The sequence below is a fragment of the Nonomuraea sp. NPDC050786 genome, from assembly GCF_040654115.1.
Lineage (GTDB): Bacteria > Actinomycetota > Actinomycetes > Streptosporangiales > Streptosporangiaceae > Nonomuraea.
Map to the genome: position 1 here is coordinate 547595 of NZ_JBFAHJ010000001.1, position 14839 is coordinate 562433.

Genomic DNA, 14839 nt, shown 5'->3' on the forward strand with positions numbered 1-14839 from the left:
CGTTGCCGATCACCCCGCCGGTGTGCTGGACGATCTCAGCAACATGAGATTCCACCAGTCACCTCTTAGTACTTCAGCAGGTTCGCGTCGTCGACCGACGCGGACCTGCGGGTTCGGAAGATCGTCACGATGATGGCCAGGCCGACCACGACCTCGGCCGCGGCCACCACCATCACGAAGAACGCGATGATCTGGCCTTCCAGGTTGCCGACCTGCCTGGAGAAGGTGACGAACGCGAGGTTGCAGGCGTTGAGCATGAGCTCCACGCACATGAACACCACGATCGCGTTACGCCTGATCAGCACGCCCAGGGCGCCGATGCCGAACAGCAGGCCGGACAGTACGAGGTAGTGCGTCGTCACTTGGTCACCTCATTGTTCTGCTCGACGCCGCGCGGCTCGATGCTGCCGCGTTCGTCGGCGTCCTCCTCGGCCGTGTGCTGGATGGCCTCGGCGAGCCTCGGGTCCTCGGGCAGGTGGCCGTGCTCGACGTCGTAGCGCGCGATGTAGCGGTTGACCGAGGACTCGGCGGCCGTCCCGTCGGGCAGCAGCGCCGGCATGTCGATGGCGTTGCTCCTGGCGTAGGTGCCGGGGCCCGGCAGCGGCGACGGGCGGTCGCCGAGGAACCGGGCGCGGGACAGGTCCTTCTGCGTGGGCTTGTCGGTGAGCCGCTCGCGGTGCGCCAGCACCATCGCGCCCAGCGCCGCCGTGATCAGCAGCGCCGAGGTGATCTCGAACGCGAACACGTACCTGGTGAACAGCTGCAGCGCGATCGAGCGGATGTAGCCGCCCTGCGCCGTGGCCTGCGCCAGCCCGGCCTGGTCGGCGAACATCGCGTTGCCGATGGCCAGGACGATCAGGACCACGAAGCCGACGGCCGCGATGGCCGCCCAGAAGCGCTGGCCCTTCAGCGTCTCGACGAGGGAGTCGGAGGAGTCGACGCCCACCAGCATGAGCACGAACAGGAAGAGCATCATGATCGCGCCGGTGTAGACGATGATCTGCACCGCGGCCAGGAAGGGCGCGTCCTGCACGGCGTACAGGACCGCGAGGCAGAGCATCACCGTGCCGAGCATCAGCGCGGAGTACACGGCCTTCCTGTTGAAGACCATGCCGAGTGCCGCGCCGACGGAGACGACGGCGAGGACCCAGAACGTGACGGTCTCACCCATTGGTCCGCCCCAGCCGGTAGTAGTCCTCTTCGGTCTCACCGAGCCGCATGGGGTGCGGCGGCTGCTCCATGCCCGGGGTCAGGGGCGCGAGGAGCATCTCCTTGGTGTAGATGAGGCTCTCACGCGTGGTGTCGGCGAGCTCGTACTCGTTCGTCATGGTGAGCGCGCGGGTCGGGCAGGCCTCGATGCACAGGCCGCACAGGATGCACCGCAGATAGTTGATCTGGTACGTGCGCCCGTAACGCTCGCCCGGCGAGAAGCGCTCCTCCTCGGTGTTGTCCGCGCCCTCGACGTAGATCGCGTCGGCCGGACACGCCCAGGCGCACAACTCGCACCCGACGCACTTCTCCAGCCCGTCGGGCCAGCGGTTGAGCTGGTGACGCCCGTGGAAGCGAGGGGCCGTCGGCCGCTTCTCCTCCGGGTAGTTCACCGTGACGGGCTTCTTGAACATGGTGTGGAAGGTGACCCCGAAGCCCTTGACGGGGTTCAGCCAATCAGTTAGTCCCACTGGGAATCTCCTTGTGCTGCACCCCGTGGTAGTGCGGCAGATCGAGCGGCGGCACCGGGAAGCCGCCGGCCGTAGGCTCTTCGGACAGTTCCTGGAACTCGGCCTCGACCTGGGCCTTTCTGGCTTCCTTGCGCCGCTGGTTGACGGTGTCGAACCGCATCCAGATGGCCAGCGCCCCGATCACGATGACCGCGGTGATCCCGAGGGCGATCATCCGGGCGTCCTTGTTGATCACCACGCCGCGTACGCCGGCCACGATCAGGATCCACGCCAGGTTGACCGGGATCAGCACCTTCCAGCCCAGCGACATCAGCTGGTCGTAACGCACGCGCGGCAGCGAGGCCCGTACCCAGATGATGAAGCTGAAGGTCAGCACGAACTTGATGAGGAACCACAGCACCGGCCAGTAGCCCTGGTTCGCGCCGTCCCACCAGGAGATCGGGATCGGCGCCCGCCAGCCGCCGAGGAACAGCGTCACGGCGATGCCGGAGGCGGTGAAGGTGTGCAGGTACTCGCCCATCATGATCAGCGCGAACTTCAGCGACGAGGAGTACTCGGTCTGGAAGCCGCCGACCAGCTCGCCCTCGCCCTCGGGCAGGTCGAACGGGATGCGCGCGGCCTCGCCGAACATGCAGATCACGTAGACCAGGAACGACGGGATCAGCAGGAAGACGAACCAGGTGTCGCCCTGCGCCTTGACGATCTCCGAGGTGGACAGCGTCCCGGCGAACAGGAAGATGGCCACGAACGACAGGCCCATGGCGATCTCGTACGAGACCACCTGAGCCGCCGACCGCAGACCGCCCAGCAGCGCGTACGGCGAGCGCGACGACCATCCGGCCAGCACCACGCCGTAGACCGACACGGCACCCATGGCCAGCATGAACAGCACCGCCACCGGCAGGTCCACCAGCTGCAGCGGCGTGCGCACGCCGAACAGGTTGACCATCGGCGCGAACGGCACGATCGAAAAGGCTAGGAACGCCGGCACCACCATGATGACCGGCGCCAGCAGGTAGAGCACCTTGTCCACGGTCCGCGGGAAGAGGTCCTCCTTCAGGCCCATCTTCAGGCCGTCGGCGACCGACTGCAGGAGGCCGAACTTGCCGGCCCGGTTGGGGCCGTAGCGGTTCTGCATCCTGGAGATGAGCTTCCGCTCGAACCAGACGCCGAACAGGATGCCCAGCATCAGGAAGACGAAGATCAGCACGGCCTTGATGATCGTGATCCACAGCGGGTCCTTGCCGAAGTCGGCAAGGGTGGGATCGGCCGCGAGAACGTGGGTCATGAGGCGCTCCCGATCGTGACGATGTCGCCGGCCACCGCGCGCAGGTCGCGCGTGACCGAGCAGCCGCCGGAGTTCGTGGGCACCCAGACCACGCGGTCCGGCAGGTCCGCGACGCGCACGGGCAGCGTCACAGTGTCGGCTCCTGGGCCGCCGACGACGAGCTTGTCGCCGTCGACGACGCCGAGCTCGGCTGCCGTGCTCTCGGAGACCAGTGCTTCGGCGGCGCGGGCGGTGCCCGCGAGGTACGGCTCGCCGTCCTGCAGCCTGCCCTCGTCGAGCAGCAGGTGCCAGGTCGCCAGCAGCGCCTCGCCGGCCGCCGGGGCGGCCTGGGCGCGGGTGGCGGTGTACGGGGCGGCGACGCGGGTGCCGCGCCACGCTCCCAGGCCGGACAGCTCGCGCCGCACGGCCTTGGCGTCCGGCAGGCCCAGGTGGACGTCCATCCGGTCGGCCAGGTTGCCGATCACGGCGAGGTCGGAGAGCAGCCCCGGCACCTTGAGCGGCGCCTCGAACGAGCGGCCCCGGCCCTCCCAGTTGACGAACGTGCCGCTCTTCTCCTGGACGGAAGCGACGGGCAGCACCACGTCGGCGCGGTCGGTGACGGCGCTGGCGCGGATCTCCAGGCTGACGATGAACGGCGTGTGCTCGAGCGCGTCGAGCGCCGCGGCCGGGTCGGCCAGGTCGTAGGGGTCGACGCCGCCCACGACCAGAGCCTCCAGCTCGCCGGCGCGGGCGGCCGCCAGGATGGCGGAGGTGTCGCGGCCCGGCGTGGCGGGCAGCGAGGTCACGTCCCACGCCCTGGCGACCTCGGCCCTGGCGCTCTCGTCGTCGACCGGGCGGCCGATCGGCAGCAGGTTGGGCAGCGCGCCGGCCTCGATGGCGCCGCGCTCGCCGGCCCGGCGCGGGATCCAGGCGATCCGGGCGTCGGAGGCGTTGGCGAGCCGTACGAGGGCGGACAGGGCGCCCGGCACGGTGGCGAGGCGCTCGCCCGCGAGCACGATCGTGCCCTCGGCCAGCTTTCCGACCAGCTCGCCGATGGCGTCGGCCTCGCCGCCCGGCGCGGTGCGGATGAGCGTGCCGCCCATCTTCTCCAGCCCGAGCGAGGCGAACGGGGCGATCGAGGTGACCTTGAGCCCCTTCTTCATCCACGCCTTGCGCAGGCGCAGGAAGACGATCGGCGACTCGTCCTCGGGCTCGAACCCGACGAGCAGCACGTGGGGGGCGTTCTCGAGGTCGCTGTAGCTGATCTCGATGCCCTTGCCGGCCACCGCGTGGGCCAGGAACTGCGCCTCCTCCACGGAGTGCGGCCTGGCGCGGAAGTCGATGTCGTTGCTGTGCAGGGCGATCCGGGCGAACTTGGCGTACGCGTACGCGTCCTCGACCGTGACCCGGCCGCCGACCAGCACGCCGGCCTTACCGCGCGCCTTGGCCAGGCCCTCGGCGGCCACCGCGAGCGCCTCCGGCCACGAGGCCGGCACCAGCACGCCCTCCTCGTTGCGGATCAGCGGCGTCTTGAGCCGGTCGGGCTGCTGGGCGTAGGTGAAGGCCCAGCGGCCCTTGTCGCAGTTCCACTCCTCGTTGACCTGCGGGTCGTTGCCCGCCAGGCGGCGGGTGACGCGGCCGCGCCGGTGGTCGGTGCGCTGGGCGCAGCCGGAGGCGCAGTGCTCGCACGCGCTCGGCGTGGAGACCAGGTCGAAGGGGCGGGCCCGGAACCGGTAGGCGGCGCCGGTCAGCGCGCCGACCGGGCAGATCTGCACCGTGTTGCCGGAGAAGTAGGAGTTGAACGGCTTGCCGTCGGCGGTCCGCACCTGCTCCTTGGCCCCGCGCTCGAAGAACTCGATGAGCGGGTCACCGGCGATCTGGTCGGAGAAGCGGATGCACCGGGCGCACTGGACGCAGCGCTCGCGGTCGAGCAGCACCTGCGTGGACAGCGGCAGCGGCTTGGGGAAGGTCCGCTTCTGCTCCTGGAACCGGGACTCGCCGCGGCCGTTCGACATGGCCTGGTTCTGCAGGGGGCACTCGCCGCCCTTGTCGCAGACCGGGCAGTCGAGCGGGTGGTTCAGCAGCAGGAACTCCATCGCCGACCGCTGCGCCTTCTCGGCGACCGGCGAGGTGAGCTGCGTCTGCACGACCATGCCCTCGGCCACCTCGATCGCGCACGACGGCTGCGGCTTGGGGAAGCCGCGGCCGTTGCCCGCGTCGGGGATGTCGACGAGGCACTGGCGGCAGTTGGCCGCCGGGTCGAGCAGCGGGTGGTCGCAGAACCTGGGGATCTGGATGCCCAGCAGCTCGGCTGCCCTGATGATCAACGTGCCCTTGGGGACACTGACCTGGAACCCGTCGATGGTCAGGGTCACCAGGTTCGTCTCGGTCTCTACGACTGTCACTGCTCACCCCAGAGAGTGGACTTCTTCGGGTCGAACGGACAGCCGCCGATCTCGAAGTGCTTGAGGTACTCGTCGCGGAAGTACTTCACGGAGGAGTGGATCGGGCTGGTCGCGCCGTCGCCCAGGGCGCAGAACGACCGGCCCAGGATGTTGTCCGCGATGTCGGTGATCGTGGTCAGGTCGTCCTCGGTGCCCTGGCCCTTCTCCAGGCGCTTGAGCACCTGCTTGAGCCAGTACGTGCCCTCGCGGCAGGGCGTGCACTTGCCGCAGGACTCGTGGGCGTAGAACTCGGTCCAGCGCAGCACCGTGCGGACCACGCAGGTGGTCTCGTCGAAGATCTGCAGGGCGCGGGTGCCGAGCATGGAGCCCTTGGCGCCGACCGCCTCGAAGTCGAGCGGCACGTCGAGGTGCTCGTCGGTGAAGATCGGCGTGGACGATCCGCCCGGCGTCCAGAACTTGATCTGGTGGCCGGCCCTGATGCCGCCCGCCATGTCGAGGAGCTCGCGCAGCGTGATGCCGAGCGGCGCCTCGTACTGGCCGGGCCTGGTGACGTGGCCGCTCAGCGAGAAGATGCCGAAGCCCTTGGACTTCTCCGTGCCCATCCCGGCGAACCAGTCGGCGCCGTTGGCGATGATGGAGGGAACACTGGCGATCGACTCGACGTTGTTCACCACAGTAGGCGAGGCGTACAGGCCCGCCACGGCGGGGAACGGGGGCTTGAGTCGCGGTTGACCTCTGAAGCCTTCGAGCGAGTCGAGCAGCGCCGTCTCCTCGCCGCAGATGTAGGCGCCCGCGCCGCTGTGCACGACCAGCTCGAGGTCGAAGCCGGAGCCGAAGATGTCGGCGCCCAGGTAGCCCTTCTCGTACGCCTCCCGCACGGCCGCGTGCAGCCGCCGGATGACGTGGAGCACCTCGCCGCGCACGTAGATGAAGGCGTGGTTGGCCCGGATCGCGTAGGACGTGATGATGATGCCCTCGACCAGCGCGTGCGGGTTGGCCATCATCAGCGGGATGTCCTTGCAGGTGCCCGGCTCCGACTCGTCGGCGTTGACGACGAGATAGTGCGGCTTGCCGTCGCCCTGCGGGATGAAGCCCCACTTCATGCCGGTGGGGAAGCCCGCACCGCCGCGGCCGCGCAGGCCGGAGTCCTTGACGGCCTGGATGACGGCGTCGGGCTCCATGCCCAGGGCCTTCTTCGCCGCCTCGTACTCGCCGTAGACGTCGAGGGTGAAGGAGTTGGGCTGGTCCCAGTTCGCTGTCAGGACCGGAGTCAAAGTCGTGCTCATGCCTCGGGGGCCTTCCATCCATTGGCCTTGGCGACCTTCAGGCCCTCGAGTGAGGCGCCGGCGGCCGACGGGCCGTCGCCCGCCAGGTCGTCGGGCAGGCCGGAGAGCACGCGCGAGGCCTCCTTGAAGGTGCACAGCTTCTTCGGACCGCGGGTCGGCCGCACCTCCTTGCCGTCACGCAGGTCGTCGACGAGCTGCTTGGCCGACTCGGGGGTCTGGTTGTCGAAGAACTCCCAGTTGACCATCATGACCGGGGCGAAGTCGCAGGCCGCGTTGCACTCGAGGCGCTCCAGCGAGATCTTGCCGTCCGGGGTCGCCTCGTCGTGGCCGACGCCGACGTGCTCCGACAGCTCCTCCCAGATCTGGTCGCCGCCCATGACCGCGCACAGCGCGTTGATGCACACGCCGACGTGATAGTCGCCGGCGGGCTTGCGCTTGTACATGGTGTAGAAGGTCGCGACGCCCGTGACCTCGGCCTTGCTGATGCCGAGCATCTCCGCGCAGAACTCCTGCCCGTCGTCGGAGACGTAGCCGTCCTCCGACTGCACGAGGTGGAGCAGCGGCAGCAGCGCCGACCGCGTCTTCGGGTAGCGCCCGATGATCTCCTTGGCGTCCCTTTCGAGACGCTCACGGATTTCCGGTGAATATGTCACCGGTCCACACCTCCCATGACGGGGTCGATAGAAGCCACCGCGGCGATCACGTCGGCGACCTGGCCGCCCTCCGCCATCGCGGGGAAGCCCTGCAGGTTGCAGAAGGACGGCTCGCGGAAGTGCACGCGGTAGGGGCGGGTGCCGCCGTCGCTGACCACGTGGGCGCCGAGCTCGCCCTTGGGCGACTCGATGCTGGCGTACGCCTGCCCGGCCGGGACCCGGAAGCCCTCGGTCACCAGCTTGAAGTGGTGGATGAGCGCCTCCATCGAGGTGCCCATGATGTGGGCGATGTGGTCGGGCGAGTTGCCGAACCCGTCAGGGCCCAGCGCGAGCTGCGCGGGCCAGCCGATCTTCTTGTCCTCGATCATCACCGGGTCGCCCTTGAGCGGACCGGCGATGCGGTCGAGGGCCTGCTCGACGATCTTGAGGGACTCTTCCATCTCCTTCATGCGCACGAGGTAGCGCGAGTAGACGTCACTGCCACGCTCGGTGGCGACGTCGAACTCGTACGTCTCGTAGCCGCAGTACGGCTGCGACTTGCGCAGGTCCCACGGCAGACCGGCGGCGCGCAGGATCGGCCCGGTGATGCCCAGGGCCATGCAGCCGGTCAGGTCGAGGTAGGCCACGTCCTTGGTGCGGCGCACGTAGACCGGGTTCTCGTCGAGGAGCTTGCGGATGTCCTTGATCCGCTTGGGCATCTCCTTGAGGAACTCGCCGACCTTGTCGACCGCGCCCGCGGGCAGGTCGACGCTCACGCCGCCCGGCCGGATGTAGGCGTGGTTCATGCGCAGACCCGTGATGTACTCGAACAGGTCCATGATCATCTCGCGGTCACGGTACCCGAAGAGGAACGGCGTGGTCGCGCCCAGCTCCATGCCGAACGTGCCCATCGCGACCAGGTGCGAGGAGATGCGGTTGAGCTCCATCATCATCACGCGGATGGCCTGCGCCCGGTCCGGGATGCGGTCCTCAATGCCGAGCAGCTTCTCCACGCCCAGGCAGTACGCCGTCTCGTTGAAGATCGGCGAGAGGTAGTCCATGCGCGTCACGAACGTGGTCCCCTGGGTCCACGTCCGGTACTCCATGTTCTTCTCGATGCCGGTGTGGAGGTAGCCGATGACGCCGCGCGCCTCGGTCACCGTCTCACCGTCGAGCGTCAGGACCAGGCGGAGCACGCCGTGCGTGGACGGGTGCTGCGGGCCCATGTTGACGACCAGGCGCTCTTCTTCGGTGTCGCGCGCCCCGGTGACGACCTCGTCCCAGTCGCCGCCGTTGACCGAGTAGACCTTGCCCTCGGTCGCCTCGTCATAAGCGGTGCTCACGAGTAAGACCTCCTCTGGTCCGGCGAGGGGATGGTGGCGCCCCGGTATTCGACCGGGATGCCGCCGAGCGGGTAGTCCTTCCGCTGGGGGTGTCCCTCCCAGTCGTCCGGCATCATGATCCGGGTGAGCGCGGGGTGACCGTCGAAGATGATCCCGAAGAAGTCGTACGTCTCGCGCTCATGCCAGTCGTGACCAGGGTAAACGCTGACAGTCGATGGAATGTGCGGGTCGGCGTCGGGTGCGCTCGCCTCGACGCGCACGCGCCGGTTGTGGGTGATCGAGCACAGGTGGATGACCGCGTGCAGCTCCTCGCCCGCCAGGTGCGGGTAGTGCACCCCGGACACGCCGAGCGAGAGCTCGAAGCGGAGCGCCGGGTCGTCGCGCAGCTTCTGGCAGACCTCGACCAGCCGCTCGCGCTTGACGTGCAGGGTCAGCTCGCCGCGGTCCACGACCACGCGCTCGATCGCGTCGTCGAGCGCCAGGGTGTCGACGATCTCGTCGAAGTAGCTCCCGTACGGGCGGGGCGTCGAGATCTGCGGCGCCCGGCGGACGACGAGGCCGCCGTAGCCGGAGGTGTCGCCGGAGTCGTGCGCGCCGAACATGCCGCGCCGGGCGATCGGCGGCTCCTGCGCCTTCGGCGCCTCCGGCACCTGCGCGTCCGGGACCTCGGGGAGGTTGTCGGGCGAGGTCACTTCACTGCCCCCTGGTCGATCAGCGGCAGCGGGCGCAGCGCCTGGAGCTCGAGCTCCTCGATCTGCTTGGCCCGGTGCGCGCCGAACTTCATGTTCTGGATCTTGTCATGCAGCTTCACGATCGCGTCGATCAGCATCTCGGGCCGCGGCGGGCAGCCCGGCAGGTAGATGTCGACGGGCACGACGTGGTCGACGCCCTGCACGATCGCGTAGTTGTTGAACATGCCGCCGCTGGAGGCGCACACGCCCATGGAGATGACCCACTTCGGCTCGGCCATCTGGTCGTAGATCTGCCGCAGCACGGGGGCCATCTTCTGCGAAACGCGCCCGGCGACGATCATCAGGTCGGCCTGCCGGGGAGACGCCGAAGCGCGCTCCATGCCGAAGCGCGCGAGGTCGTAGTGGGGGCCACCGGTGGCCATCAGCTCGATGGCGCAACAGGCGAGACCGAACGTGGCCGGCCACACGGAGTTCTTGCGCGCCCATCCGGCGGCCGCCTCGACCGTGCTGAGGATGAACCCGCTGGGGAGTTTCTCTTCAAGTCCCATTTTCAGTCCCAGTCCAGACCCTTGCGGCGCCACACGTACGCGTAGGCCACGAGCACGGTGACGATGAACAGCAGCATCTCCACGAGCGCGAACAGCCCCAGACCCGAGGTGAGCACCTGGCCCGCGTCGTTCGTCTGCGGCGCGAACGAGACCGCCCACGGGTAAAGGAAGATGATCTCGATGTCGAACACGATGAAGAGCATCGCGGTGATCATGTATTTGAGCGGGAACCGTCCACCACCGACAGGCTGGGGCGTCGGCTCGATACCGCATTCATAGGCGTCGAGCTTGGCGCGGTTCCAGCGCTTGGGACCGGTGAAGGGAGCGATGGCGACCGAGAAGATCGCGAAGCCCCCCGCGAGAACGGCGAGCACCAGGATGGGCACGTAAAGGTCCATCGCTACGCCTCCTCTGGAGTCGCCGCGCGCGCGGGCGCGCAGCCGGATCTGTTAGTTCTGAGGTTCATGCTGGTGGGGCGACCTTTGAGAGTGCGTTAATGATCATGTCGGACGCATCGCCTCGCCGGTCGGTGAGATTACCAAGGAGCTTGATGGCGAAGCGCATCAGCCTCGGGTGAGGGAGCCCATGCCTGGTGCCGAAGCTCATCACACCCGGCTTCCCAATTGCCTCGACGAACAACCTGCCGAGCGTGAAATATCCGCCGTAGGCGTCCTTCAACACCTGAGAATAGGTGCGCAGGGTCCGTTCGCGCTGCGCGGGGGTGGGGGCCTTGAGTGCCTTCACGATGACCTCGGCGGCGATCTCGCCGGTCTCCATCGCGTACGCGATGCCCTCACCGTTGAACGGGTTGATCGACCCGCCGGAGTCGCCCACGAGCACCAGGCCGCGCGTGTAGTGCGGCTGCCGGTTGAAGGCCATCGGGAGCGCGGCGCCGCGGATGGGGGCCGTCATGTTCTCCTCGGTGAACCCCCACTCAGGGGGCATGGCCTTGCACCAGGTCCGCAGCAGGTCGCGGTAGTCGATGTTCTTGAACTGCGCGCTCGTGTTGAGCAGCCCGAGCCCCACGTTGGCGGTGCCGTCGCCGACGCCGAAGATCCAGCCGTAGCCGGGCAGCAGCTTGTCCTCGGCCCACAGCTCGAGCCAGATCTCGAGGTAGTCGTCGTCGTGACGCGGGCTCTCGAAGTACGTCCGCACGGCCACGCCCATCGGGCGGTCTTCCCGCTTGTGCAGCCCCATGCCCACGGCCAGCCGCGTGCTGTTGCCGTCGGCGGCGACCACCAGGCGGCTGCGGTATTCGCGCCCGTCCTTGGTCGTCACGCCGACGATGTGGCCGCTGCGGTCGTCGAGGACGGGCCCCGTGACGGTGACGCCCTCCATCATCCGCACGCCGTTCTTGACCGCGTTGGCGGCCAGGATCTGGTCGAAGTCCTGGCGGGTGCGTACGAGGCCGAAGTCGGGGAAGCGCTCGAGCTGGGGCCAGTCGAGGTCGAAGCGCTGGCCGCCGCCGACGACACGCAGGCCCTTGTTCCGCACCCAGCCGGGAGCGTCGATGTCGACGCCCATGTTGAGCAGCTGCTTGACCGCGCGCGGCGTGAGCCCGTCGCCGCAGACCTTCTCGCGGGGGAACCTGGTCTTCTCCAGGAGCAGCACGTCGAGCCCGGATCGAGCGAGGTAAAAGGCGGTCGCGGAACCTGCGGGACCGGCGCCGACGACGATGACGTCGGCGTCGTCTGCCTGCCTGGTTGTTGGCACCGTCACTGGACTGTCCTGTCCTTCGAAGGCCTCGGGGGTGTGCCGCCTTCGTTCCTTTGTGAACCCCTTCACAAACTTGTCGGCCTGCAGTCTACTGCTTTTCCCGTACATAGTGGCAGTCGGGGTGCCGTTCCGTGATCCAAGTGGAACGGCGTGTCGCGTGTGGTCTCACGCCGGCTTGAACCCTCTGTGCAGTGCCACGATCCCCATCGTGAGATTGCGCCACGCCACCCGCTCCCAGCCGGCCCGCTGAATGGTGCGGGCGAGCGTGCGCTGGTCGGGCCAATCCCGGATGGACTCAGCCAGATATTCGTAGGAATCGTCATTGGACCCGAACACCTTGGCCACTTTTGGCAGCAGCCTCATCAGATATTCGCGATAGACGAGATCGAACGGCGCGAAGACGACGTGCGAGAACTCCAGCACCACCAGGCGACCGCCGGGCCTGGTCACGCGGAGCATCTCGCGCAGCGCCTGCGAGGTGTCGTGCACGTTGCGCAGCGCCACCGAGATCGTCACGGCGTCGAAGGCGTCGTCGGCGAAGGGCAGCCGCAGCGCGTCGCCCGCGATGAACGGCACCCCGTCGCCCGACAGCGCGTTGCCGCCGTGGCGCCGCACGCCGGTGCGGAGCATGCCCAGCGAGAAGTCGGACGCGATGGCCCGCGCGCCGAGCGTGGTGAACGCGTCGGTGGACGTGCCGGTGCCCGCCCCCAGGTCGAGCACGAGCTCACCCGGCCCCGCGTCGACGGCCGCGGCCACCGCCTTGCGCCAGAGCCTGACCTGCCCGAGGGAGATCACGTCGTTGACCAGGTCGTAGCGCCGGGCGGTGCGATCGAACATCGCGGCGACCTCGCCCGGCTGTTTGTCCAATTGAGCGCGCGTCATAGGCCAAGCCTATTGGGAGGCCTTGTCCACCAGCGATGGAGCACCGATACAACAGAAAGTATCCGCCGCACTACGCATCGTGTGCTAACAATTGGCAAATGCTTGCCCGTGTCGCCCTTGCGGCGATCCTCGCCTCGGCCCCCACGCCGCACGTACGCGTGGTCTCCGCCGATCCGGTCGACAGCACCCCGCACGTACTCGACGGCATCGTCAACGCCATCACCGTCGTCGGCCGGACCGTCGTGGTCGGCGGCTCGTTCAGCGAAGTGAGCGACGCCGCCCGCACCACCACCTACCCACGCGCCAACCTCTTCGCCTACGACCTGACCACCGGCCGCGTCCTGCAGGACTTCGCGCCGGTCGTCCCCGGCCCCGTGTACGGCCTGGCCGCCGGCGACGGCGGCACTGTCTACGTCGGCGGCGAGTTCACCGGCGTCAACGACACGGGTGCCACGTCGCTGGCCAGGCTCAGACTCTCCGACGGCGCGCTGGTGACCGGCTTCGCGCCCCGCATCGCCGGGGGCATGGTGAACGCCGTGGTCAGGCAGGGCTCGAAGCTCTATGTCGGCGGCGACTTCATCAGCCCGCGCACGGCGCTGGCCAAGCTCGACGCGACCACGGGCGCGGCCGACCCGGCGTTCGGCATCACGCCCGGCGGGCCGCTGGCCGACAGCGTCAAGGTCTACGCGATCGCCGCCACCCGCTACCGGCTCGCCGTGGACGGCTCGTTCACCACGCTCGACGGCCACTCCAGGCCGCAGCTCGGGCTGATCGACATCAGCGGCCCCACGGCCAAGGTCGCCCCCTGGCGGACCGACGCGTACGCGGCCCGCTGCATGGCGGCATTCCCCTCGTACGTCCGCGGCCTGGATTTCTCGCCCGACGGACACTATTTCGCGGTCGTCACCACGGGCGGCCCCAAGGGCGGCATGTGCGACACGACCGCTAGATTCGAGACGTACGCGACGGGCACCCGCATCAAGCCCACCTGGGTCAACGCCACGGGAGGCGACTCGCTCTACGCGGTTTGCGTGACGGGCGCGGCGGTCTACGTCGGCGGGCATCAGCGCTGGCTGGACAATCCGCAGGGCCGGGACTCGGCCGGCCCCGGGGCGGTGTCACGCCCCGGGATTGGAGCCATTCATCCGACTACGGGTAAGGCCCTGAGTTGGAATCCGACGCGGGAGCGCGGCATCGGCGTGAAGGCGTTTTACGCGCATCCCAGCGGACTACTTGTCGGTAGCGACACAACCCGACTCGGACGGGAGTACCATGCCCGGATTGGCATGTTCCCTCAGCCCTAGTCGTCCTCTGGCTTCGGCCGGTCGATCTTGTTGCTGATACGTTCGCTCATGGCGTCGCGCTGCTTGCTGAGCAGGACGTAGCTGGCTATGCCGCTGATCAAGAAAGACACGACGATCAGCACCAGCGGGTTTTGCAGGCCGAGCAGCAAGAGCACCACGAGGGTCACCGCAAACAGGCCGATCCGCGACAAGGTGTAAACGAGAACGGGACGCACAGGTTCGAGGTTACTCGGACCCGTGGACCGGTCGCTCTTCGCATCGGACGCGAGCGCTGCTACTGTTCCCAGTCAGGGAGTTTCGTAAAGAAACACCCACGAGAGCCCCAAAGAGGCTCTATCATATAACAATCGGGCAGTCAGCTGATAACAACCCGTGATCTTTGTAGAAAACCACGGATAAATCAGGCTTCGCTCGACACACTGGTTACCTGTCCGCCCGCTGGCAGGAAGCGGGATGCGAGGGGGAGAGATTGGTGGAGAGTAGCAGCGAGCGTCTGCTGACCCCAGGAGAGGTTGCCGCCCTCTTCCGGGTAGACCCAAAGACGGTTACACGCTGGGCTGCGGCAGGCCGCATCAGCAGTATCCGCACCCCCGGAGGGCACCGGCGCTTCCGCGAGTCGGAAGTGCACGCCCTTCTCCGAGGCGAGGACGTTCTGACGGCCGACAGGCCGGCAGGTGAGTCCCCGCGCGTCTGACCGTGCAGACGGTGGTCCTGCGAGGGCAGGATCACCGCCGGCGCAACCCACTGTTCGAGTGCTTCCCGGCTGCACTTCCGCAGGGCAAGCATGGGGCGGCGCCAACCGCCGATCGTGGATGGCGCCTGTCCGGTTTCCCGATCAGGTCTCTTCCTGCGCCGCCTTGAACGCCAGGAACTCCCGCTCGAGGTCGTCGTTCTCCGCCTCCCAGCGCTTGCGGCGCTCGGCCGCCTCCTCCTCCGTCAGCGCCTCGGGCAGCCACTGCTCGTAGTCCGGGTCGTCAGGCTGCACCTCCACGTACGCGTTCCCGATCAGACGCCCGTCTTCGCTGGTCAGGCTCTGCGGCACGCGCAGGGTCCCGTCCGCGAGCCGGATGACGTACATGTCCGAT

Annotated in this window: 17 protein-coding genes; 2 read left to right on the plus strand and 15 right to left on the minus strand. The window is 68.2% G+C overall.

What is annotated here, in order from left to right; genetic code table 11:
* Positions 1-65: 65 nt before the first annotated feature.
* The 13 genes from nuoK to AB0H84_RS02915 form a co-directional block, all read right to left on the minus strand.
* Positions 66-362, minus strand: a complete 297-nt coding sequence (gene nuoK / locus AB0H84_RS02855) for an NADH-quinone oxidoreductase subunit NuoK (protein WP_344998565.1) — start codon at positions 360-362, stop codon at positions 66-68.
* Entirely contained in the window at positions 359-1171 is an 813-nt protein-coding gene (locus AB0H84_RS02860) for an NADH-quinone oxidoreductase subunit J (RefSeq protein ID WP_357597150.1), read from the minus strand. Before AB0H84_RS02860 ends, nuoK begins: the two co-directional genes overlap by 4 nt.
* Positions 1164-1679, minus strand: coding sequence for an NADH-quinone oxidoreductase subunit NuoI (gene nuoI, locus AB0H84_RS02865; protein WP_357597153.1), 516 nt, complete (start codon positions 1677-1679; stop codon positions 1164-1166). The genes AB0H84_RS02860 and nuoI overlap by 8 nt, the downstream gene beginning before the upstream one ends.
* Entirely contained in the window at positions 1666-2967 is a 1302-nt protein-coding gene (gene nuoH / locus AB0H84_RS02870; RefSeq protein WP_357597155.1) for an NADH-quinone oxidoreductase subunit NuoH, read from the minus strand. The genes nuoI and nuoH overlap by 14 nt, the downstream gene beginning before the upstream one ends.
* Positions 2964-5351 (minus strand): NADH-quinone oxidoreductase subunit G, encoded by a 2388-nt coding sequence (locus AB0H84_RS02875; protein WP_357597158.1) that lies wholly within the window; start codon positions 5349-5351, stop codon positions 2964-2966. The genes nuoH and AB0H84_RS02875 overlap by 4 nt, the downstream gene beginning before the upstream one ends.
* A complete protein-coding gene (nuoF, locus tag AB0H84_RS02880) occupies positions 5348-6637 on the minus strand; it encodes an NADH-quinone oxidoreductase subunit NuoF (RefSeq protein ID WP_357597160.1) in 1290 nt (429 codons plus the stop codon). Before nuoF ends, AB0H84_RS02875 begins: the two co-directional genes overlap by 4 nt.
* Entirely contained in the window at positions 6634-7290 is a 657-nt protein-coding gene (gene nuoE, locus AB0H84_RS02885; RefSeq protein ID WP_357597162.1) for an NADH-quinone oxidoreductase subunit NuoE, read from the minus strand. The genes nuoF and nuoE overlap by 4 nt, the downstream gene beginning before the upstream one ends.
* Positions 7287-8612, minus strand: a complete 1326-nt coding sequence (locus AB0H84_RS02890) for an NADH-quinone oxidoreductase subunit D (protein WP_357597165.1) — start codon at positions 8610-8612, stop codon at positions 7287-7289. Before AB0H84_RS02890 ends, nuoE begins: the two co-directional genes overlap by 4 nt.
* A complete protein-coding gene (locus AB0H84_RS02895; protein ID WP_357597903.1) occupies positions 8609-9214 on the minus strand; it encodes an NADH-quinone oxidoreductase subunit C in 606 nt (201 codons plus the stop codon). The genes AB0H84_RS02890 and AB0H84_RS02895 overlap by 4 nt, the downstream gene beginning before the upstream one ends.
* Before the next feature lie 86 nt (positions 9215-9300).
* The gene (locus AB0H84_RS02900; RefSeq protein WP_344998582.1) at positions 9301-9852 is read right to left on the minus strand and encodes an NADH-quinone oxidoreductase subunit B family protein; all 552 of its coding nucleotides are present in this window, start codon (positions 9850-9852) and stop codon (positions 9301-9303) included.
* A gap of 2 nt (positions 9853-9854) precedes the next feature.
* Complete coding sequence (locus tag AB0H84_RS02905; protein ID WP_357597168.1) at positions 9855-10250, minus strand: NADH-quinone oxidoreductase subunit A; 396 nt, start codon at positions 10248-10250, stop codon at positions 9855-9857.
* A 64-nt stretch (positions 10251-10314) separates the two neighbouring features.
* Positions 10315-11571, minus strand: a complete 1257-nt coding sequence (locus AB0H84_RS02910; protein ID WP_357597171.1) for a geranylgeranyl reductase family protein — start codon at positions 11569-11571, stop codon at positions 10315-10317.
* 162 nt (positions 11572-11733) lie between these two features.
* Positions 11734-12450 (minus strand): demethylmenaquinone methyltransferase, encoded by a 717-nt coding sequence (locus AB0H84_RS02915; protein ID WP_357597173.1) that lies wholly within the window; start codon positions 12448-12450, stop codon positions 11734-11736.
* A gap of 98 nt (positions 12451-12548) precedes the next feature.
* Here AB0H84_RS02915 and AB0H84_RS02920 point away from each other — a divergent pair, with 98 nt between their 5' ends.
* Positions 12549-13754 carry a hypothetical protein gene (locus AB0H84_RS02920; protein ID WP_357597176.1) on the plus strand — a complete coding sequence of 402 codons (1206 nt, stop codon included), beginning with the start codon at positions 12549-12551 and terminating at the stop codon, positions 13752-13754.
* Here AB0H84_RS02920 and AB0H84_RS02925 read toward each other — a convergent pair.
* A complete protein-coding gene (locus tag AB0H84_RS02925; RefSeq protein ID WP_349452567.1) occupies positions 13751-13969 on the minus strand; it encodes a DUF4229 domain-containing protein in 219 nt (72 codons plus the stop codon). The two genes, AB0H84_RS02920 and AB0H84_RS02925, sit on opposite strands and share 4 nt — an antisense overlap.
* Positions 13970-14226: 257 nt before the next feature.
* Here AB0H84_RS02925 and AB0H84_RS02930 point away from each other — a divergent pair, with 257 nt between their 5' ends.
* Complete coding sequence (locus AB0H84_RS02930) at positions 14227-14448, plus strand: BldC family transcriptional regulator (RefSeq protein WP_026214226.1); 222 nt, start codon at positions 14227-14229, stop codon at positions 14446-14448.
* Positions 14449-14589: 141 nt separating this feature from the next.
* Here the strand turns inward: AB0H84_RS02930 and AB0H84_RS02935 are convergent, their stop codons facing one another.
* The gene (locus AB0H84_RS02935; RefSeq protein ID WP_357597179.1) at positions 14590-14832 is read right to left on the minus strand and encodes a hypothetical protein; all 243 of its coding nucleotides are present in this window, start codon (positions 14830-14832) and stop codon (positions 14590-14592) included.
* Between the last annotated feature and the right edge of the window lie 7 nt (positions 14833-14839).

What these genes read in the sequence shown, in the direction of transcription:
- AB0H84_RS02860 (WP_357597150.1), bottom strand. Translation starts at nt 1,171, where the DNA reads ATGGGTGAGACCGTCACGTTCTGGGTCCTCGCCGTCGTCTCCGTCGGC.
- nuoH (WP_357597155.1), bottom strand. Translation starts at nt 2,967, where the DNA reads ATGACCCACGTTCTCGCGGCCGATCCCACCCTTGCCGACTTCGGCAAG.
- nuoF (WP_357597160.1), bottom strand. Translation starts at nt 6,637, where the DNA reads ATGAGCACGACTTTGACTCCGGTCCTGACAGCGAACTGGGACCAGCCC.
- AB0H84_RS02895 (WP_357597903.1), bottom strand. Translation starts at nt 9,214, where the DNA reads ATGTTCGGCGCGCACGACTCCGGCGACACCTCCGGCTACGGCGGCCTC.
- AB0H84_RS02900 (WP_344998582.1), bottom strand. Translation starts at nt 9,852, where the DNA reads ATGGGACTTGAAGAGAAACTCCCCAGCGGGTTCATCCTCAGCACGGTC.
- AB0H84_RS02905 (WP_357597168.1), bottom strand. Translation starts at nt 10,250, where the DNA reads ATGGACCTTTACGTGCCCATCCTGGTGCTCGCCGTTCTCGCGGGGGGC.
- AB0H84_RS02915 (WP_357597173.1), bottom strand. Translation starts at nt 12,450, where the DNA reads ATGACGCGCGCTCAATTGGACAAACAGCCGGGCGAGGTCGCCGCGATG.
- AB0H84_RS02920 (WP_357597176.1), top strand. Translation starts at nt 12,549, where the DNA reads ATGCTTGCCCGTGTCGCCCTTGCGGCGATCCTCGCCTCGGCCCCCACG.
- AB0H84_RS02935 (WP_357597179.1), bottom strand. Translation starts at nt 14,832, where the DNA reads ATGTACGTCATCCGGCTCGCGGACGGGACCCTGCGCGTGCCGCAGAGC.